Genomic DNA, 19,282 nt, shown 5'->3' on the forward strand with positions numbered 1-19,282 from the left:
GACATCATGGAAGAAGAAGCACCAAGAAGACTTTATCGTTCGAATAATGGAATGATTGCCGGAGTATGCGGCGGTATTGCAGATTACTTTGGTTGGGACCCGACGCTGGTACGTGTCGGCTATATACTGTTGAGTATATTTACTGTGTTTTCCGGGGTTATAGCTTATTTGATACTCTGGATAGTTATACCTAAAAAAGGACTATACGAATAATGAATTTTGAGTTATCATCACCATTCAGCCCGACGGGAGATCAGCCGGAAGCAATAGCGGCTCTTTCGGAGGGCATTCAGAGTGGTGTGCCTTTCCAGACGCTCCTCGGAGTAACAGGTTCGGGAAAGACGTTTACTATTGCCAATGTGATTAAGGAGGTACAACGTCCTACTTTAATATTAAGTCATAACAAAACGCTGGCTGCGCAGTTGTATAGCGAGTTCAAAGCCTTTTTTCCGAATAATGCCGTAGAATATTTTGTTTCCTATTACGATTATTATCAGCCGGAGGCTTATCTGCCTATTACGGATACCTATATCGAGAAGGATTTGCAGATTAATGAAGAGATAGATAAACTCCGTCTTCGTACGACAGCTTCTTTGTTGTCGGGGAGAAGGGATGTGATTGTTGTTTCTTCCGTATCCTGCCTGTATGGTATGGCCGATCCGACGGCGTTTGCCGAAAAGGTGACCCATCTGGAAAAAGGAATGCAGATTGACCGCGACAAGTTGTTACGCCGTTTTGTCGATGCTTTATATGTAAACAATAAGTTGGAGTTTAACAGTGGATGTTTCCGGGTAAACGGAGATACGGTCGATATATTTCCGGCAATCGAATCGTTTGACGGAGTGGCTTACCGTATCGAGTTCTGGGGCGATGAAATAGACCGTCTGTCTTCTTTCGACCCGAAGACCGGACAGGAGATTGATGAGCAGGATGAACTGAATATTTATCCGACCAATTTATTTGTCACCACCCAGGAACGTATAAATATGGCTATCGGCCAGATCGATGTCGACCTCGGTACGCAGGTGAATTTCCTGAAAGAGATTGGCAAGCATTATGAGGCGAAGCGTTTGTATGAACGTGTAACCTTCGACCTGGAGATGATTCGCGAGTTGGGACATTGCTCGGGTATAGAAAACTATTCCCGTTATTTTGACGGCCGGATGGCCGGTGAACGTCCTTACTGCCTGCTCGATTATTTCCCGAAAGATTTTATGTTGGTAGTCGATGAAAGCCATGTCACGATCCCACAGATACGGGCCATGTACGGGGGAGATTATTCCCGTAAAAAGAACCTGGTAGAATATGGTTTCCGTCTGCCGGCGGCGATGGATAACCGTCCGCTAATGTTTGATGAATTTGAATCGATGACCCCGTTGGCTATTTATGTCAGTGCGACTCCGGCTGATTACGAACTGGAGAAGAGTGAGGGGATTGTTGTCGACCAGGTGATTCGTCCGACCGGATTGCTCGATCCGGTTATCGAGGTTCGTCCGACATTGAATCAGATCGATGACCTGATGGAAGAGATAACGCAGCGTTCGGCTAAAGATGAACGTGTCCTGGTCACGACGCTGACTAAACGTATGGCGGAAGAGTTGACCGCTTATCTGACCCGGATGGGAATACGTTGTAATTATATCCATAGTGATGTGGATACTCTGGAACGTATCCAGATTATGGATGATTTGCGGAAAGGTTTGTTTGATGTGCTGATTGGGGTAAACTTGCTTCGTGAGGGACTGGATTTACCGGAAGTCTCTCTGGTGGCTATTCTGGATGCAGACAAAGAAGGGTTCCTTCGTTCTCACCGTTCCCTGACGCAGACTGCCGGACGTGCTGCCCGTAATGTGAATGGAAAGGTTATTTTTTATGCAGATAAGATAACCGCCAGTATGCAACTGACAATGGACGAAACGACCCGTCGCAGAGAAAAGCAGCTTGCCTATAACGAAAAGCATGGCATTACTCCCCGGCAGGTTGTCAAGACCAGCGTCTCTCTTCTGGGTGAGAAACAGCCGGCTACAGCCGAACCGTATGCTTATGTCGAACCGGAACCAAGTCTGGTTGCCGATCCTGTTGTTAAGTATATGACTCGTCCGCAGCTGGAAAAAGCAATCGAACGTACCAAAAAGCAAATGACGGAAGCTGCCAAGAAGTTAGACTTTATTGAGGCCGCTCAGTTCAGGGACGAGTTGATTAAGTTGGAGGAATTGTTGAAAACGAAAGTGCAGCCTTGATCTTTTGGTTACTTTTCTATCAAGAGAAAAGTAACATTCAAACCTGATAAATATTGAATTTATGAAAACGATTTTCTTGACATTCTTAGCCTGTTTAATTTGTTTCTGTGGGCAAGCGGCGGATAAGGTTTCTTATACAGAGGCTGACCGGGTTGTCTTTGACCGGTATGTTTCAGAGATGAAAGCAAATAAATCTTTGTCCACCGGTGAATTGATGGTTAAAACGGCACGTTTCTTTTTAGGCACTCCTTATGTGGCTGCAACATTAGAGATGGAGCCGGAAAGGTTGGTTGTCAACCTGCGTGAGATGGATTGCATGACATTGGTGGAGAATGTAGTTGCCCTGACACGGACAATTCAAAGTGAGAACCCTTCGTTTGAAACCTTTTGTAAGAATTTACAGGCACTTCGTTACCGGAATGGAGAGATTCATGACTATACCGATCGCTTGCATTATACCACCGACTGGATTTTCGAGAACCAGCGCAAAGGAATAGTGAAAGATGTTACTTCAGCAGCCGGAGGCGTCTCCCTGCCGGTGAATGTCTCTTTTATGTCGACGCATCCCGATAGTTATAAGCCATTGAAAGAAAATCCGGAATTGACAGCCCGGATTGCCGCGAAAGAGAAAGAGATCAACGCCCGTCCTTATTATTATATACCGGAAACCGAGATAAACCGGAACGCAACAGGCATAAAAGACGGAGATATCGTTTGTTTTGTCACAACAATCAAAGGTCTGGATATATCTCATGTCGGTGTCGTTTGCCGGGTAGGGGATAAACTGACCTTTATCCATGCCTCTACTACGCAAAAGAAAGTGATAGTCAACGACGCTCCTTTACAGGAATACGTGGAAAGTATCAAGCGTAACAGCGGTATAATGATCGTTCGCCCAAATGTCCTATTAAAATAATTCGAAGGCAAACTTGAGGCCGATATTCTGGTATTTCCATCTATCGAATCCGGCAAAGGCGGCAACATTGAAAATATGGTTACCGAAACCATATCCTACCTCTGTGTAACTCGGCAAAACGGGTGTCCACAGTTGACTGAAATAAAAGCGTTCAGACAGAATGTACTTAGATGTTTTCTTCTTGAAAAGTTGTGACAGGATGAAGGGACTTTCGTACATAATATGTCCTTGCACATATTTGTCGGATGCATTGAACCAGAAACTCCTTAGTTGGTTGAAGACTCCTCCGAATTCATCTCCCCACGATTCAGGGAACTGGCGGCGTGAGAAATAACGGAAATCGGCAAAGTAAATAGATTTGGGATTCAGGTAAATGCCTCCGCTGATGTGATAATTGAGTTTTCTGGACAAACCGAGTGCGATGCTTTGGTGAATATCCGCTTCGATCCGTCCGTAATCACCGGAACTTTTACCTACTCCGGGGATTGCACGGGCAAATTCGACTGAAATGGTCGGATAGTAGGAATACAGATATTCTTTGCGATATCCGTCCATCCAGTAATACTGGCGTGGCGTATAGGAAAAGCCGACGACGGGAGTAAAGTCATGATAGTTATCATTGATGATTTCTTCTATCCCTTCTCCGGGATTTGAAATATCACTTTTCTTTTTTACCGGTATCCGGCGGTGGTAGGAAACGCCGGTCCATAGTTGGAATCCGTTGAACAGTTCGATGTTGTTGCGTATTTCAGCATAGTAGTGTTTGAAATATTCCAGATTTAGGTCATCGAAATTAAATGTAGAGTCTTTCAACTGCTCGTTTATCTCTTTCATAATGGCTGAAGAATAACTCTGGTTACCATTACCGATCGAGAGGCTCAATATGCCTTTTTTCTCCGGCAGATATTCCCAGTCTCCGGACACGGTGAAAAAGATTTCTTTCCGCTTAAATACAAAACCGACGTCCGGACGGAAACGGAGCTGGCGATCTTTGTCGAAAGTTTTGCTGATGCGCAGACGTTGCCTGTACGTTATTCCGTTATGCCCTGAATATCCCAGTTGGAACGGGTTGAATATTCCCGAATATTTGAGGCGGGTCGTTTTATAGTCCATGCTGATGGTATTCGTGAACTTTTCTGTCAGTTTCAGGTATTTGGTGATATTCGCAGAATCTATTTTCTGTTCATTCGTATTGTTGGCGACATGATATAATTTCTCTTCTTCTTTTGTCAAAGGAATATCGCGTTTTTTGTTCCAGAATGTCGTGTCTGAAATGATGGGAACCGTATCTGAGGATAATTTATAATATCCGGTCAGGTCCAGTGATCTTTTTCTTTGCGTTTCGTTATCTTCTTCTACCCATTCCACCGCTTTGTATTTGAAAGAAGAATGGTAGCTGGTGGCAATGGCATTTCCCAGGACATGGTAGCGCAGATACAGGCTGGCTTTATCCGGAAGGATAAAGCGGCGGTAATCGCGTCCGAAAGTCATGATCAGGTTGAATTCGGCAAAATCGAAACGTCCGTTCACATCTATCTTGTCGATGATCCAGGATTGGTCGCGGATATACAGGTCGCCGCAGATTAGCTTCTGGCTCCATAATTTGGGCATGAACCGTATCTTATAGATCCTGAGCCCGCTGGTGTCACTGACACTTTCCAGGTCGAATGTATAGAATTTGGAAGCCTGGTTGGTCATAGGAGTGATGATACCTTCATTATATATGGTAGAAGAATAGACATTGAGGTTCAGAAAACTCAATGCTTCCTGCTGTTTCTTGTTGTTGGGGATACTATTTCCGTTTACGGCCTGGAAGTTGTGCAGGAAATTGTTGGGAGCATTGAATTTCGACTCACTTACCATTTCGAAGATCATATCCTTGTTTTTCCTGTCGACCGGGAAGAGATGATGTGCGAAACGTATCAGAAAGTTCTGTTTCAGTATTTCCGTACGCCCTTTTATATATATTTCCGCTTCGTACTTTGAAAGGACATGCTGGTATTTTTCAGCGTTTTTAATTACCTCTTTCATAATGGAATCGGCCTTTACGGACGATTCTGTTTTTTCTTTTAAATCAGGCAACACTTTACTTCTATAAGTGCTTTCCTGTTTGGCGGCAGCATTTATAGTCAATAAAATCAGAGCAAATATCAAAACGTACCTTTTCAACAAAATATCACCCCTTTTGCTACAAACGTAACGAATAAAATTCAAATTAGTAGTAAAAGAAAGTAAAATGTAATTATAAATACAATTTATCGTATTAAACATTTTATTATTTCAAAAGAAAAGTTGTACATTTGTGCTTCATAAGTATGTTATAAAACAGTCGTGGTTAAGCAACAAAAAGAAGAGGTCGATCTATCGGCCAGTTTAGCAGAAGTATGGAGAGTACTGACCGACAAAGAGCGGGAAGTTCTCCGTAATAATTCGACGATCCAGCATTTCAAACGTAACGAGTTGATCTATTGCGAGGGCGACGAACCAAGGGACATGATGTGTTTGCTGAGAGGTAAGGTAAAGATTTTTAAGGAAGGTGTCGGCGGTCGCAGCCAAATCATCCGCATGATCAAACCCGTGCAGTATTTTGGTTACCGTGCTAATTTCGCTCAGGAAAATTACCTGACAAATGCCTCGGCGTTTGAAGCATCTGTTGTTTGTCTGATACCGATGACAATAGTGACGGACTTGCTGATGGGTAATCCTAATCTGGCAATGTTCTTTATTCGTCAGTTGTCGTTTGATTTGGGAGTGGCGGATGAACGTACCGTTAATCTTACCCAGAAACATATCCGGGGTCGTCTGGCGGAATCTTTATTATTCCTGAAAGATAGTTACGGTCTGGAAGAAGACGGGGCTACATTGAGTATTTACCTGTCTCGTGAAGATTTGGCAAACTTGTCGAATATGACTACTTCCAATGCTATCCGTACCTTATCGACATTTGTAACTGAGCGTATCATTGCTATCGACGGTAGAAAGATCAAGTTGATAGATGAGGATAAGCTGAGAAAGATAAGTAAGATGGGATAACGAAGATATGACTTTTGAAAACAAAAGAAGGGACCTTCGCAAATGAAAGTCCCTTCTTTTGTTTTCAAAAGTCATGACATTTATTTGATTGCTTCACGGATGCGGACTAAACGTGTCAATAAGCCTTCGAGCAAATCTAATTGTAGCATATTGGCTCCGTCGGATTTCGCTTTGGAAGGTTCCGGATGGGTTTCGATGAAGAGACCGTCGGTGCCGACAGCAATAGCGGCTTTGGCTATTGTTTCTATCAATGCCGGCAGACCGCCTGTTACGCCGGATGTCTGGTTGGGCTGTTGTAATGAGTGGGTTACATCCATGATGACCGGATAGCCGAAATCCTGCATTTGCGGGATGCCCCGGTAATCGACAACCAGGTCTGTATAACCGAATGTAGTTCCCCGCTCGGTGATCATGACGTTGTCATTTCCAGCATCGGCAACCTTTTGTACGGCGAATTGCATGGCTCCGGGAGAAAGGAACTGTCCTTTCTTGATGTTGACGATCTTTCCGGTTTGTGCGGCGGCGACAAGCAGGTCCGTTTGACGGCAAAGGAAAGCCGGGATTTGCAGAACATCTACATATTCGGCAGCCATGGCGGCTTCATGGGTTTCGTGTATATCCGTAACGGTCGGGACGTTGAATGTTTCGCTTACTTTGCGTAAAATCTTTAAGGCTTTCTCATCGCCGATCCCGGTAAATGAATCGAGACGGGAGCGGTTTGCCTTGCGGTATGAGCCTTTGAAGATATATGGAATATTCAGCTTCTCGGTGATGCCGATAACCTTTTCGGCGATACGTAGCGCCATGTCTTCCCCTTCGATCACACAAGGACCCGCCATCAGGAAGAAATTATCTTTATTCTTAAAATCGTTAACTGTTATCATAATTGTTATATATTGTTTTGTTCCAACAACTCCAATGTTTGCCTGATCTTTTCCTCTGTCGGTAACGTGGCATCTATCCAATGGATCGTGCAACCCCGGCGTTCCATTCCGCGGAACCAGGTCATCTGACGTTTGGCAAACTGGTGGATGGCTATCTCTAATTGGGAAATCATTTCTTCGTAAGAAAGTTCACCAATGATGTATAGTGTGAGATATTTATACTCCAATCCGTAATAAATGAGGTCTTCCGGTTTGACGCCGGAGGCAATGATGCCTTTTACCTCGTCTACCATGCCTTCCTCCAGACGGGCACGCAGACGTCTGGATATTTTTTCGCGCCTTAGTTCCCGGTCGATGTTTATGCCAATGATCAGGCTGTTGATCGGATCATATTCGTTTGCATCGGGGGCCTCGGTTTTATAATATTCTTCAATCTCGATAGCCCGTATCGCCCTTTGTGCGGAATCTACGTCTGTCTTGTTATGCAATACTTTGTAACCGGCCAGTATTTTTTCCAGTTCTTCCAGCGACTTGCCTTGCAAAGATTCCCTTAACTCCGGATTTTGGGGAACATCCAACAGCTTGTATCCTTTCAATACCGCTTCGATATACATGCCGGTTCCACCGCAAAGGATAGGGAGCTTGCCTTTTTCCTGTACGGCCTGGTAAGCACGGAAGAAGTCGTGCTGATATTCGAATACATTATATTTATATCCCGGATCGCAGATATCGATCAGATGATAGGGGATTGCTTTACCGTTCACTGTATAATCGGCGAGGTCTTTCCCGGTACCGATATCCATGCCACGGTAAATCTGGCGTGAATCGGCACTGATGATCTCCGTATCCAGCCGGTCGGCCAATGCTGCGGCAAAAGGCGTTTTGCCGGAAGCGGTCGGGCCTAGTATCGTTATAAGTTGATATGTTCTCATTATGGAGCAAAGATAGTGCAAACTGAGTGCAGAATAAAATGAACTCGTTCATTTTTTATGCCGAGATGCAGCCTGTCTTCGCATTAGTGCAAAGATAATAAAAAAAGCCGTCCCCTTTGCGGAGGACGGCTTCCATATACTGATTTGTATTTGATTACTTACCAGCGATAACGCGAGCCATTTCACAAACTTTGTTTGAATAACCCCATTCGTTGTCATACCAAGAAACGATCTTAGCGAAGTTGTCATCCAAAGAGATGCCAGCTTTAGCGTCGAAGATAGAAGTGTTAGAGCAACCACGGAAGTCAGTTGAAACAACAGCATCTTCTGTGTAACCCAGTACACCTTTCAATTCGCCTTCAGAAGCTTCTTTCATAGCAGCTTTGATGTCGTCCATTGTAGCAGCCTTTTCCAGAACTACTGTCAGGTCAACAACAGAAACGTCAGAAGTCGGAACGCGGAAAGCCATACCAGTCAGTTTACCGTTCAATACCGGCAGAACTTTACCTACAGCCTTAGCAGCACCTGTAGAAGAAGGGATGATATTTTCAAGGATACCACGGCCACCTCTCCAGTCTTTCTTAGAAGGACCGTCTACTGTTTTCTGAGTTGCAGTAGCAGCGTGAACTGTAGTCATCAAACCTTTAACGATACCGAACTTGTCGTTCAATACTTTAGCGATAGGAGCCAAGCAGTTAGTAGTACAAGAAGCGTTAGAGATGATGTCCTGTCCTGCGTAAGTTGTGTGGTTAACACCATAAACGAACATAGGAGTAGCGTCCTTAGAAGGAGCAGACATGATAACTTTCTTAGCACCAGCCTGGATATGTTTGCGAGCAGTTTCGTCTGTCAGGAAGAAACCTGTAGATTCAACTACAACTTCAGCACCAACTTCGTCCCATTTCAGGTTAGCAGGATCCATTTCTGCAGTCAAACGGATTTTGTTACCGTTTACAACCAGGTTGTTACCTTCTACAGCAACTGTACCATCGAAACGACCGTGTACTGAGTCATATTTCAGCATGTATGCCAAGTAATCAGCATCCAACAAGTCGTTGATACCTACAATCTGAATATCATTGCCGAAGTTTTTAACTGCAGCGCGGAACACCATACGTCCGATACGGCCGAAACCGTTAATACCTACTTTAATCATTGTAATAAAACTTTTATGGGTTTATTAAAAATATTACATAAAATCCATTTAACAGCCACAAGGAGTTGCGCATGAAGCCAATATCGTCAGCATTGCGGTGAATGCCATAAAGAGAATCAAATTACGTTTCATTTTATCCTTGTTTTTAACGACTGCAAATTTAGTCATGTTTTTTTATTCTGCCTTTATTAATGTGAGAAAAATATGCCCTCTAACATAAATTAAATGTTAGGAGTTATTTCTTTTTCTTAAACAGAAGGTTTGTAAACCAGCTTTGAGCCTTTCTGATTCCCCATGTCAGCAAGAATGGGCGGACTACATCCCAGGCTACCGGCAGCAGGCCTTGTGCGATACTCAGATAATCCGAGAAGCCGATCGGGGTTACCGGCTGGCTGGCTGTTGTTGCTGTTTCTGTAGATTCTGTTTTTTTTGATTTAGTGTTGGGAAATAGTAAGGTGGTGAAACCGGATATCAAAAGGCTGCCTGCATTTTCCTGGATATAAGAAAAGTCGTCATTCAGCTTTTGTTCCTGTATAACACATTGCTTCCGGATTCTTTCCTTGTCAGAAATCAGTTTCTCCAGTGGCGTCAGTGGCTTGTTTTGTATCTGTTGCATCATCTTTTTCGTCATTACCGTTTAATGCTGCAATCACTACGTTCAATACCGTGTTGCAGATTCTGCCTTTATTCATTATAATGAGCCCGATCAATAGGAGATATAACACTGCCACGAAAGCAAAGCCGGTTCCCATCGAACCGAAGATATCCCCCATAAAGAACCCTAATGCCAGGAATATGAACAGGATGGCAAAGAAAGCCAGAAACAATAAAATTAAGCCATACGAAAGAGTTGCGATCAGTTGGCCGCTTCTTTCGTATGTGCTTAACTTTAAAAGTTCAAGCTTTAATTCTACGTAAGTTGAAACATCATCTTTCAGCTCACGAAAGATTTTTCCTGAATCTTTTTCCATAAATAATTATTCAGCTACGATTTCTTCGGTAGCTTTTACAACTTCAGTTTTACCTTCTTTGTACTTGGCGAGAGCGGAATTAAAGCCTTCTTTTACTTTTCCAACTACACCGTTCAATTCTTCCAGTAACTGTTCTCTCTTATCGGTAGCTGCCAGATATCCGACTGCTGCACCAACTGCTGCTCCAACTACCAAACCTAGCAATAATTTAGAATCTACATTTTTCATAACTCTTATATTTAAATGTGTTTACTAAAATAACGCTTTTATTCGAATGATAGTTTACTTCTGTGTTAACTTTTACTGTTAAATAAAGTTATGGCTTCTGTGTCTTAACGGCAACCCAATTGTTTTTCTCTGCGTGGGAAATGAATTTCAATCCGTTGCGTTCGCACTCTGCCTGGATGGCGGGAATGTCTTCAGTGTAGAATCCGCTCATGAAAAGGGTGGCTCCCGGTTTCATGCAGCCGACGTATTGGTTGATATCGTTCAGCAGGATGTTGCGGTTGATATTGGCGAATACAATATCGAATGTGCCGAATGCGGGGATTTGTTCGGCACCGCCCAAGGCAATCTGTATATCTTCCGTATGGTTCAACCGGGTATTTTCCAGCGCGTTGTTGTAAGCCCATTCGTCGATGTCGATTCCGACTACTTTATTGGCGTGTTTCATTTTTGCCAGGATGGCCAGTACGGCTGTTCCGCATCCCATATCCAGCAGGTCTTTGCCTTCCAGGTCGAGTTTCAGCATTTCGCTGATCATCAGGTAAGTCGTTTCGTGATTGCCTGTACCGAAAGCCATTTTCGGGTCTATTATAATATTATATGTATAACCCGGTTCCGGTTCGTGGAAAGAAGCGCGGATGATGCAGTCGTTACCGATACGGATGGGCTTGAAATAGTTTTTTTCCCATTCTTCGTTCCAGTCCTTGCTTTCCACCAGTTGTTCGGTGTATCGGATGGTTACGTTTTCCAGCGGAAATTCATTCAGTTTATCCTGTAATGCTTTTACATTATATAATTGGTCGGATACATAGGCCAGCAAGCCGTCTTCGTCTTCGGTAAAACTCTCGAAACCGATTTCGCCCAGTTCGGACGCCAGTACATCACTGATGATTGTTGCCTCGATAGGCGATTCATAGGTGAATTTCAGTTCGTAATAATTCATATTCTTTACTTTTTATTCGTTTGGGGACAAAGGTATCGAATATATTTAAGAAAATATAATCAGGATAAGAAAGTAGGTATGCATAGACAGGTCGTTATGGTCGATATTCTATCATATTGTTCTTAATGACAAGCGGACATTTATATTTCTTTCTTAAATCTTCCTGCAATTTTTCGGTTGTCCGGTCTTTTTGAGGAAAACGCGAACTGACAATAAACGCCTTTTGCAAAGAAATATTCTTGAGCAACCCTTCTTGCATAAAGCATTGAATCGTTGAAATGATCTGGCTCATCGCCTTACCGATATTCTTACCTTTCAGCTCCACAAAATAAGCATGACGATCATTTTTCGTTTTTCCCGAAGGATAATAAAAGAAAATATAATCGCATTTCTCTTTTTCCTGATTGCAGATAAGGGCACCATCGACTTTAATCTTTTCGACATTCTTCCAGTCTGAAACAATCAAAACAAACTTGCGCCCATTCTCTTCAACCATCAAACGTGCTTTTGATGTGCATTGGCATGTACTTGCCGGGAGGCGTTCTATTAAACTTCTTCCAGTTACTTCTTGGTTAAAACATTTACAGCTACTCATTGTATTTTATATCTAAAAGCGAATCGTAAATTTCGGATAATTCGGCAGAAACATCATCCATCTGATTAATACCTATTGTGTGGTATTCATCATCTAGAATATTGTGGCTTGTACCGTCGCTGGAAAAGAACTGACAAGTCAGGTCCTTGTAATCGATCCATTTATCAGGACTGACGAGTTTAGCAACCTGTTCTGCTTTTTCCGGACTTTCTGCGGCAACGTTGCCGGCTTGCAAAAGATTTTGGACAGTACTTAATATATAAGGACTATGGGTGGTAATGAATAACTTCGCCTTCATCTCTTTTGTTCGTTTGACAAGATATTCTGTCAGGTCCTTCTGTACCTGGGTGTACAGATTGAGTTCGGGTTCTTCGATGATAGTGCAGGTATCTGTATCTAAACCAAGATCAAAAACAGACAATAATGGGATAATTGATTGCAAACCGCTCGATGCCTGGGTCAATTCAATCTCTTCTCCATTTTCCAGTCTGATTTTATCATTGGTAGTACTATCAAAATGCACTTCCAAATTAAGAAAATTTATTTTGTACTGTTCCTGATTGTCTTTAGCCAAGCTATACTTATTTGCAAATATTTTTAAGCAATCCGGGATATTTATTCCCTTTTCATAAAAACTGAATATTGCTTTGGAAAGAACTGACATTAATATTCGTTCTGCAGGAATATAAACAGATGGGATTTCGTTATAAACATAAGTATGCATTAATCGGGAATAGAATTGAATGTATTGATTATCCCGTATTTTTTCATCAGGAAATTGTTCGATATGTTCAAAATTCTGCAACTCCGGTAAACGGATATCCTCATTTAAGAGATTCAGCAGTTTGATTATTCGTGCTCTAAAAGGTCTATGGCTTTTTGTAAATAGGACATTCCCATGATACCATTCATTGGCAATATCTGTAAAAGGATAATCCGTTTCTATCCCTTTTTTTGATATAGTCCATGTATATTCACCTTTTTTATACACAATACATGTATGCTCTTTAAAATCAAAGTCGATATCGTATTTTTTCAGCAAAGAAATAAAAGGAACGAGATTGTCTTTCGGCTCAATGAAATAAAATTCCTGACTATTAAATAAATCCAGCAGCTTCGCCACCGTGCTTTTCCCACTTGAAGTATGCCCAATCAAAATGCAGAACGGTTTTATCTCTATCTCCGCATGTTGAATAGGCCCAAAATCAGTAACTGAAATTCTTTCCATATCATCTTTCTTTGTTATGACAAATATACGTCTTTTCTTAATAGGTTAAATGATCTTTTGTATAATATCCTTTATATCCGGATTCAATTGTCTTTACCGTCATCCTTGACTCTGTTTATCAAAATGTCATTTTACCTCTGTTGTCAGCAGGTTGTATGTGTCAGGGCTTGGGTATATTGTTTTTTATTCGATTCTAAAGAGGATTGAAAGTGTCTTTATTTTGATTTTTATGATTTTGGTGTGCCTTTTTGCTTTGTTTTATCGATATAAAATAGATAAAGTGAGTGAATAAAGTTGTATACATGTAAATATGTTGTTTGAATTGTATGTGTGTTTTTATCTCTTCCAGAAAATAATTCTGCTAAAAAACATGCATTTCAAGTGATAAAACCATCCAAAAACGGCTAAATTCAACTGCAATTAACAAAAAATTCCTTTTAAACGAACCTCTATTTTGTTTAAAAGGAAAATATTTTCGTTTTAAACGAAGTTCAAATTTATTTAAAACGAGATCTTGGAATTGATATTAATGGTAAATGTGTTAAATATTGTAATTATTCTTTTTCTGATTCAATCAATCTGTCAAATACATCAGATACTAAAATGGCTATATGATAAACTTTGTGATAGATTATTGTGACTTAATAGATCAAATTGATATTTCGGGGAGATGTGAGCTAAAGAAGAGTTGCATGAAATACACGTTTTGATAGTCCAAATCTTTCAACAATGAAATCTGACAATAAATTCAAAACAGATTCTGAATATTTTTTATGCAACCTTTATTTTTATTTATTTTGATATTACCTTTGTCAGGCGTACTAAAAACGTAGAAGTGTTATATATTATCCAGTATGCTTCACGCTACTGCAAACTTAGAGCTTTCTTTATAAATTGAATATATTTATGTTTGATGTTTCTTTATTAAGTCAGTTAAGAGAAGGGAACCGTGAGGCTTTCAACAGCTTGTTTCGTCATTACTATCCCCGTGTTATGGCGTATGTCGCAGCTATGGTGGAACAGGAAGTGGCGGAAGATGTCGTTCAGGATGTTTTCTTGCATGTTTGGGAAAATCGAAAAAAGCTATACGCCGGAGAAGGGTTTCATTCTTATCTGTTTCAGGCGGCTTATACCCGCTGTATTGATTATTATAGAAAAACACAGTCAGCCGACAAGTATAATCTTCATATGGAGGGCGCATATCTGGAAGAGTATAATGCCTTATTACGTTCAGATGCGTCTGTCCTGGAAGAAATTTATTCAAAAGATTTTTACGAGCAACTACATAATTTACTGGAAAAATTGCCAACCCAGCGGCGTGAGGTATTTATTCTTACTTATATTGAAGGCTTAAAGGCAAAGGAAGTATCCGAGCGTCTCCAAATCCCACAGCGCACGGTAGAGAGTCATATTTACCTGGCGATTAAGTATCTTAGGGCACATTTATCTAAAAATGATTTCTACATATTATCTCTTCTTTATTTTTTTCGTCAGTGAAATTAAAAAAAATGAATGATTGCTCCGTAGTTTTTACCTCTCATACGTTTAGCTTGTATAAAAGATGAAAAATGGAATTTGATTACGGACTTTTGGCAAAATACCTGGCAGGAAATATCTCTTCCGATGAAATGCAGAAGATGGAGGAGTGGAGTAACTTGTCACAGGATAATAAAAAGATATTATCTGAAGTGGTGCGTCTTCGTGTTTCCTATAATATGATGTATTATAAAAGTTCGGACCATATTGAAAAGGCTTTGGAAAAACTGAATGTGAAGATCAATCGTTCCAACCGTTTTAAGTTAATGCGTAACGTGTTGCAGTATGCTGCCGTCTTTTTGATATTGTTTTCCTGTTTTTATGGGGGCTATGAATATTTAAAGCCTGAAAAATATATAAGTATTGTGGTCAAACCCGGGCAAGACGTGAAAAAGGTCGTGCTTGCTGACGGAACTTCCGTTTGGTTGAAGGGTGGATCGACATTGAAATACCCGGAATCTTTCTCTGACGAGAATCGTCAGGTCTCCTTGCAAGGAGAAGCTTTCTTTGAAGTCTCAAAGAAAGCAGAAACAATTTTCTCTATTTAATGTCTTTACCGGATATGTGAATATCCAGGTAAAAGGTACTTCTTTTGATGTAAAGACCGATGTAGAAAATAAAAGAGTAGAGGCTGTTTTAGTCAGCGGAGAAATAGAATTGCTGGATGCGAACCGTAATAAACTGCTGGATGTATCCCCCGGAGAAAAAGTAACTTATAACCAAAACAAGAATGAATATACTACAGAAACTGTCGATGTGAATATTCTGACAGCCTGGCGACTGAGACAGTTTGTCTTTGAAAACGCGACCCTGCGTGAAATAGTCAATAAACTATCCGTAAAATTTAATGTAAACATAAATATCGAGTCTTCAGCTCTTGCACAACGTAAATTCCGGTGTGTGATTAATGATGATGAAGAGTTGGTCGATATCCTGAAATTATTGGAATACCTGGCTCCAATACATTATAAGATAGAAGAAAACGAAGTTTTCATATACGAACAATTTAAAAAGTAATGCCTATGAGAAAATGATTGAAAAAACTGACACACACAGAAATGTAACTAAAAAATAGTACTAACATTATTAAATCACATGTATGATTAAAAAAGTTTCTATTGCTACATTAGCAATGTTTTTGACTTCTGCATCGCCCGCCATGGCAATAAGCGATGCGCATTCTTTGTATGTGAATCTGGAACTGACGTTGAATAGCACAACGGTCGGTGCAGTTATACAGAGTATCAGTGAACAAACCGGATATGAATTTTCTTATGACGAAGCCTTGTTGAATAAGAAAATCTCCAACGTATTTGTTAATTTTAAAAATGAACACATCGAAAAAGTGCTCAAAGAGGTTTTTAAGAATACCGGTATTTCTTATAAGATCGTAAATAACCGTGTGTTTTTAAAAGATAATAATGTAAAGAAGAATGTTCGGACGGTAGAACAGCTGATCGTAAATGAAATTCAGCAGAATAAAAAGAAGATATCAGGAGTTATTGTCGATGAGGAAGGGACACCGGTTATCGGTGCAAACATTACTCTTGAAGGAAACAAAGGAGTCGGAACGGTGACGGATGCCGAAGGTAAATTCATCTTGAGCGAGATTCCGGCCGGGGCGACTTTGCTTGTTTCTTATATCGGTTATTTGGAACGGAAAGTACAGGTGGAGGATGGTAAGAGTTCTTATCAGATTACATTGCATGAAGATACCCAAAAACTGGATGAGGTAATCGTTATCGGATATGGGGTAGAGAAAAAGATAAATATGACCGGTGCTATTACAAATGTAAAAACAGAGGAGTTATCTAGCATTTCGACTACCAACTTATCTAATACTTTGGCGGGGCGTGCACCGGGATTGACAATTGTCGGTAGTTCCGGTTTCATGGGAGCAAGTTCGGAAATCCGTATGCGTGGCGGATTCGGTGACCCGTTATTTGTTATCGATGGAATCATTCGGGACAAGGCGGCATTCGATGCGCTTGAATCGAACGAAATCGATCAGTTGAGCTTCTTGAAGGACGCTGCGACAGCTTCTGTTTATGGTTCTAAAGCCGGTAATGGCGTTGTCCTGGTAACGACTAAGTCGGGCGCGGATAGCATGGGGAAACCTAAATTTGAATATCAGGGATCATATACGTTCAACAGACCTACCCGCAAGCTGTTCACGGATGATATGAGCGCTTACAAAGAGTTGGTGTATCAAAATTTAGTGGCTGAGGCTAACGGACTTGCCCGGCCTAACAACGATGAAGAGATGGAGTATGCCAAGACACATGATTATAATGTGAATGATCTGATCTGGCAAAATCCATGGAATACAAAGCATTCTATTAGTGCGACAGGTGGTACGGAAAAAGTCAAATACTATGTTTTAGGTAGTTTTATCAGGGAAGAAGGATCTTATAAGAATCTGGAAAATAATAAATATTCATTTCGATCCAATCTGACAGTGAATCTGAGTAAATATATATCCTTGAATGCGAATGTTTCCGGTTATCAGAAAGATGACAGACGCTTTAATTGGTCTGGTAGTGGTGATGACAGTGAGGATATATTCGACTTTTACAGAACTACGTTTAATTGTTTGAGGACGGTTCCGTCTTATGCGTATCTGGATGGTACTCCGGCAAACGAAAAGACTGATTATCCTGTTTATCCGGATGTCAGTAATTTTAAAGGTTGGAATGTCGCAGATGTGATATTGGGTGATCGTTATATCAAAACCCGCAGACGTAATGTAAATGGTATTTTATCATTAAACATCGATTTGAGCAAGCTTTTACCCGGATTATCAACCAAAGTAACCGGAAATTACATAATCAATGACTATGCCCGCAAGAAATATCTTACTCATCAGAAGGCCTACAATTTTCAATCGGCTGATCCTAATAACCGTTTTGTTCCGGGACCGCTGGATTTGAATAAATATAATATCTTCACGTTTGGTTCCAATTATGAGAATCTGACTTATGGTTCCCGCCAATTCTGGAATGAACAGTTTGACTGGACGGTGAATTATAAAAATAAGTTCGGTAAGCATGAAGTAGGCGGAATGATCACTTTTGAGCAGGCTCAAAGTCAGGGTGAAGCCATCTATGCAACAGCGAATGATCCGCTGACGGCTTATGACCAATGGTTCGTGTTTTCAACCGATCCGGAAAGACGGACAGTTTCAGTAAATGAATCGGAGAACTTAGGTTCGCATTTGTCGTGGATCGGACGTGCTACATATAATTATGATTCCAAGTATATAGCAGAGTTCTCATTCCGTTATGATGGAAATAATAAGTTTCCTAAAGAAAGCAGATGGGGCTTTTTCCCCTCGGCCTCACTTGGATGGCGTATCAGTAAAGAAGCCTTTATGGAGAGCGCTTCTAATTGGCTTGACGACTTAAAAATACGTGCTTCTTATGGTACAACCGGTAACGATTTGAATACATCGAATGCGTCGATTGGATATTTCCAGTATATAGAAAGATATACTTCCGGTAGCAGTTATATGTTTGGAAATGGATTGGCAAACGGTATACAGACAGGCAGTATGCCAACTTATAATTTGACCTGGGCTACTTCATCGACTATCAATGGTGGTTTGGATTTTACCTTTTTGAATAATCGATTGAGTGGAACAGTTGATGGGTTCTACAGAAAGGAAACCGATATTTTAGGTTCAAGAACATCTACTTTGCCAAGTACTTATGGGGCATCGTTGGCTCCTGAAAATTATGCTGAACGTTCATGGAGAGGTGGTGAAGTGACGCTGGGTTGGAGAGATAAGGCTAAACATGGAATAAATTATTCTCTTTATATGAATATCGGTTACTCGAAAGATCGTTGGGACGTATTGGATGAATCGGTGATTTATATGACTGGTAACCTGAAAGATTTGTCTTTGGTCGGAATGTCGGCCGGGCGTATCACGGGGTTGAAAGTCGATCATTTGTTGACCGATCAGGCGGAAGTAGATGAATTGATTGCCAAAGGATTCAAACAGTATGGACGCGATCCGTATCTTGGCGGTCTTTTGTTCCAGGATACCCGTGGTGATGGTTATGCTCCGGGGCCGGACGGAAAGATTGATGGAAATGACGCGTATAACTTGTTGTCCACAAACGGGACTCCCCGTATTAACTATGGTTTCGGTGGTAGCTTCAGTTGGAAAGGTATTACTGTTGATATGCATTTTCAGGGTGTTGGCAACTATGACCGGTTGGTCGGATGTGAGGCAACCAAGGGAATGCCGCAGTATGGTGGTAACACACGTCCGTATTATCCTATCTGGACAAGTGAAAAATGCTGGAGTCCGGAGAATCCTGATGGTATTTATCCCCGTGTAATCGGTAAGAACCAGTATGAATCAGGTTATGGCGATACTGATTTCTGGATGCGGAATGGAGCCTATGTTCGTTTAAAAAACCTGAATGTAGGATATGATTTGCCTATGGCTGTTCTTCGTCCATTAGGATTGACTCGTGCCCAGGTATTTATGAATGCAACTAACTTATTTTCTATCTCGGCGATGAATGAGTTCATGGACCCTGAACAGAAATACTATGATTCATTCCCTTTGATGAGATCATTTACATTCGGACTTAACTTCTCATTCTAAAATTA

General features: G+C 41.2%; 18 protein-coding genes. 8 read left to right on the forward strand and 10 right to left on the reverse strand.

Annotation, left to right across the window (positions count from 1 at the left end; genetic code table 11):
* Positions 1 to 6 precede the first annotated feature (6 nt).
* From HMPREF1535_RS15105 to HMPREF1535_RS15115, 3 genes are all read left to right on the forward strand, one after another.
* Positions 7 to 213 (forward strand): PspC domain-containing protein, encoded by a 207-nt coding sequence (locus HMPREF1535_RS15105; protein WP_007652914.1) that lies wholly within the window; start codon positions 7 to 9, stop codon positions 211 to 213.
* Complete coding sequence (uvrB, locus tag HMPREF1535_RS15110) at positions 213 to 2,240, forward strand: excinuclease ABC subunit UvrB (protein ID WP_046146759.1); 2,028 nt, start codon at positions 213 to 215, stop codon at positions 2,238 to 2,240. Before HMPREF1535_RS15105 ends, uvrB begins: the two co-directional genes overlap by 1 nt.
* Before the next feature lie 61 nt (positions 2,241 to 2,301).
* Positions 2,302 to 3,156, forward strand: a complete 855-nt coding sequence (locus HMPREF1535_RS15115; protein WP_007652916.1) for an N-acetylmuramoyl-L-alanine amidase-like domain-containing protein — start codon at positions 2,302 to 2,304, stop codon at positions 3,154 to 3,156.
* Here the strand turns inward: HMPREF1535_RS15115 and HMPREF1535_RS15120 are convergent.
* Positions 3,148 to 5,427 carry a DUF5686 family protein gene (locus HMPREF1535_RS15120; RefSeq protein WP_007652917.1) on the reverse strand — a complete coding sequence of 760 codons (2,280 nt, stop codon included), beginning with the start codon at positions 5,425 to 5,427 and terminating at the stop codon, positions 3,148 to 3,150. The two genes, HMPREF1535_RS15115 and HMPREF1535_RS15120, sit on opposite strands and share 9 nt — an antisense overlap.
* 123 nt (positions 5,428 to 5,550) lie before the next feature.
* On the opposite strand from HMPREF1535_RS15120, the gene HMPREF1535_RS15125 reads away from it, so the two are divergent.
* A complete protein-coding gene (locus tag HMPREF1535_RS15125) occupies positions 5,551 to 6,189 on the forward strand; it encodes a Crp/Fnr family transcriptional regulator (protein ID WP_154278289.1) in 639 nt (212 codons plus the stop codon).
* Positions 6,190 to 6,269: 80 nt separating this feature from the next.
* On the opposite strand, the gene kdsA is transcribed toward HMPREF1535_RS15125, so the two are convergent.
* From kdsA to HMPREF1535_RS15170, 9 genes are all read right to left on the reverse strand, one after another.
* Entirely contained in the window at positions 6,270 to 7,073 is an 804-nt protein-coding gene (kdsA, locus tag HMPREF1535_RS15130) for a 3-deoxy-8-phosphooctulonate synthase (RefSeq protein WP_007652920.1), read from the reverse strand.
* A 5-nt stretch (positions 7,074 to 7,078) separates the two neighbouring features.
* Complete coding sequence (gene miaA / locus HMPREF1535_RS15135; protein ID WP_007652926.1) at positions 7,079 to 8,005, reverse strand: tRNA (adenosine(37)-N6)-dimethylallyltransferase MiaA; 927 nt, start codon at positions 8,003 to 8,005, stop codon at positions 7,079 to 7,081.
* A 154-nt stretch (positions 8,006 to 8,159) separates the two neighbouring features.
* Positions 8,160 to 9,161, reverse strand: coding sequence for a type I glyceraldehyde-3-phosphate dehydrogenase (gene gap / locus HMPREF1535_RS15140; protein ID WP_007652928.1), 1,002 nt, complete (start codon positions 9,159 to 9,161; stop codon positions 8,160 to 8,162).
* Positions 9,162 to 9,396: 235 nt separating this feature from the next.
* Complete coding sequence (locus tag HMPREF1535_RS15145) at positions 9,397 to 9,780, reverse strand: hypothetical protein (protein WP_235438464.1); 384 nt, start codon at positions 9,778 to 9,780, stop codon at positions 9,397 to 9,399.
* Entirely contained in the window at positions 9,725 to 10,132 is a 408-nt protein-coding gene (locus HMPREF1535_RS15150; protein ID WP_046146761.1) for a phage holin family protein, read from the reverse strand. Before HMPREF1535_RS15150 ends, HMPREF1535_RS15145 begins: the two co-directional genes overlap by 56 nt.
* Positions 10,133 to 10,138: 6 nt before the next feature.
* Positions 10,139 to 10,360 carry a YtxH domain-containing protein gene (locus HMPREF1535_RS15155; protein WP_007652933.1) on the reverse strand — a complete coding sequence of 74 codons (222 nt, stop codon included), beginning with the start codon at positions 10,358 to 10,360 and terminating at the stop codon, positions 10,139 to 10,141.
* A gap of 88 nt (positions 10,361 to 10,448) precedes the next feature.
* On the reverse strand, positions 10,449 to 11,300 hold the full coding sequence (prmA, locus tag HMPREF1535_RS15160) for a 50S ribosomal protein L11 methyltransferase (protein ID WP_046146762.1): 852 nt from the start codon (positions 11,298 to 11,300) through the stop codon (positions 10,449 to 10,451).
* A gap of 94 nt (positions 11,301 to 11,394) precedes the next feature.
* A complete protein-coding gene (locus tag HMPREF1535_RS15165) occupies positions 11,395 to 11,796 on the reverse strand; it encodes a hypothetical protein (protein ID WP_052716721.1) in 402 nt (133 codons plus the stop codon).
* Positions 11,797 to 11,887: 91 nt separating this feature from the next.
* Entirely contained in the window at positions 11,888 to 13,123 is a 1,236-nt protein-coding gene (locus HMPREF1535_RS15170; protein ID WP_046146763.1) for an ATP-binding protein, read from the reverse strand.
* Positions 13,124 to 14,029: 906 nt separating this feature from the next.
* On the opposite strand from HMPREF1535_RS15170, the gene HMPREF1535_RS15175 reads away from it, so the two are divergent.
* The 4 genes from HMPREF1535_RS15175 to HMPREF1535_RS15190 all read left to right on the forward strand — a co-directional run bounded on the left by HMPREF1535_RS15175 (position 14,030) and on the right by HMPREF1535_RS15190 (position 19,277).
* On the forward strand, positions 14,030 to 14,620 hold the full coding sequence (locus tag HMPREF1535_RS15175; RefSeq protein WP_010799862.1) for an RNA polymerase sigma-70 factor: 591 nt from the start codon (positions 14,030 to 14,032) through the stop codon (positions 14,618 to 14,620).
* 71 nt (positions 14,621 to 14,691) lie between these two features.
* Positions 14,692 to 15,207 carry a FecR domain-containing protein gene (locus tag HMPREF1535_RS15180; RefSeq protein WP_010799861.1) on the forward strand — a complete coding sequence of 172 codons (516 nt, stop codon included), beginning with the start codon at positions 14,692 to 14,694 and terminating at the stop codon, positions 15,205 to 15,207.
* A complete protein-coding gene (locus HMPREF1535_RS15185) occupies positions 15,167 to 15,676 on the forward strand; it encodes a FecR family protein (protein WP_154278286.1) in 510 nt (169 codons plus the stop codon). The genes HMPREF1535_RS15180 and HMPREF1535_RS15185 overlap by 41 nt, the downstream gene beginning before the upstream one ends.
* Positions 15,677 to 15,758: 82 nt before the next feature.
* Positions 15,759 to 19,277, forward strand: coding sequence for a TonB-dependent receptor (locus HMPREF1535_RS15190; protein ID WP_007652941.1), 3,519 nt, complete (start codon positions 15,759 to 15,761; stop codon positions 19,275 to 19,277).
* Positions 19,278 to 19,282: the final 5 nt, after the last annotated feature.

It is taken from the genome of Parabacteroides goldsteinii DSM 19448 = WAL 12034 (assembly GCF_000969835.1).
GTDB classification, from domain to species: Bacteria; Bacteroidota; Bacteroidia; order Bacteroidales; family Tannerellaceae; genus Parabacteroides; species Parabacteroides goldsteinii.

Bases quoted from the DNA above. Each gene is read 5' to 3' on its own strand.
- HMPREF1535_RS15105 (WP_007652914.1), top strand. From the start codon at position 7: ATGGAAGAAGAAGCACCAAGAAGACTTTATCGTTCGAATAATGGAATG.
- uvrB (WP_046146759.1), top strand. From the start codon at position 213: ATGAATTTTGAGTTATCATCACCATTCAGCCCGACGGGAGATCAGCCG.
- HMPREF1535_RS15115 (WP_007652916.1), top strand. From the start codon at position 2,302: ATGAAAACGATTTTCTTGACATTCTTAGCCTGTTTAATTTGTTTCTGT.
- HMPREF1535_RS15120 (WP_007652917.1), bottom strand. From the start codon at position 5,427: ATGTTTAATACGATAAATTGTATTTATAATTACATTTTACTTTCTTTT.
- kdsA (WP_007652920.1), bottom strand. From the start codon at position 7,073: ATGATAACAGTTAACGATTTTAAGAATAAAGATAATTTCTTCCTGATG.
- miaA (WP_007652926.1), bottom strand. From the start codon at position 8,005: ATGAGAACATATCAACTTATAACGATACTAGGCCCGACCGCTTCCGGC.
- gap (WP_007652928.1), bottom strand. From the start codon at position 9,161: ATGATTAAAGTAGGTATTAACGGTTTCGGCCGTATCGGACGTATGGTG.
- HMPREF1535_RS15145 (WP_235438464.1), bottom strand. From the start codon at position 9,780: ATGATGCAACAGATACAAAACAAGCCACTGACGCCACTGGAGAAACTG.
- HMPREF1535_RS15150 (WP_046146761.1), bottom strand. From the start codon at position 10,132: ATGGAAAAAGATTCAGGAAAAATCTTTCGTGAGCTGAAAGATGATGTT.
- HMPREF1535_RS15155 (WP_007652933.1), bottom strand. From the start codon at position 10,360: ATGAAAAATGTAGATTCTAAATTATTGCTAGGTTTGGTAGTTGGAGCA.
- prmA (WP_046146762.1), bottom strand. From the start codon at position 11,300: ATGAATTATTACGAACTGAAATTCACCTATGAATCGCCTATCGAGGCA.
- HMPREF1535_RS15165 (WP_052716721.1), bottom strand. From the start codon at position 11,796: ATGGTTGAAGAGAATGGGCGCAAGTTTGTTTTGATTGTTTCAGACTGG.
- HMPREF1535_RS15170 (WP_046146763.1), bottom strand. From the start codon at position 13,123: ATGGAAAGAATTTCAGTTACTGATTTTGGGCCTATTCAACATGCGGAG.
- HMPREF1535_RS15175 (WP_010799862.1), top strand. From the start codon at position 14,030: ATGTTTGATGTTTCTTTATTAAGTCAGTTAAGAGAAGGGAACCGTGAG.
- HMPREF1535_RS15180 (WP_010799861.1), top strand. From the start codon at position 14,692: ATGGAATTTGATTACGGACTTTTGGCAAAATACCTGGCAGGAAATATC.
- HMPREF1535_RS15190 (WP_007652941.1), top strand. From the start codon at position 15,759: ATGATTAAAAAAGTTTCTATTGCTACATTAGCAATGTTTTTGACTTCT.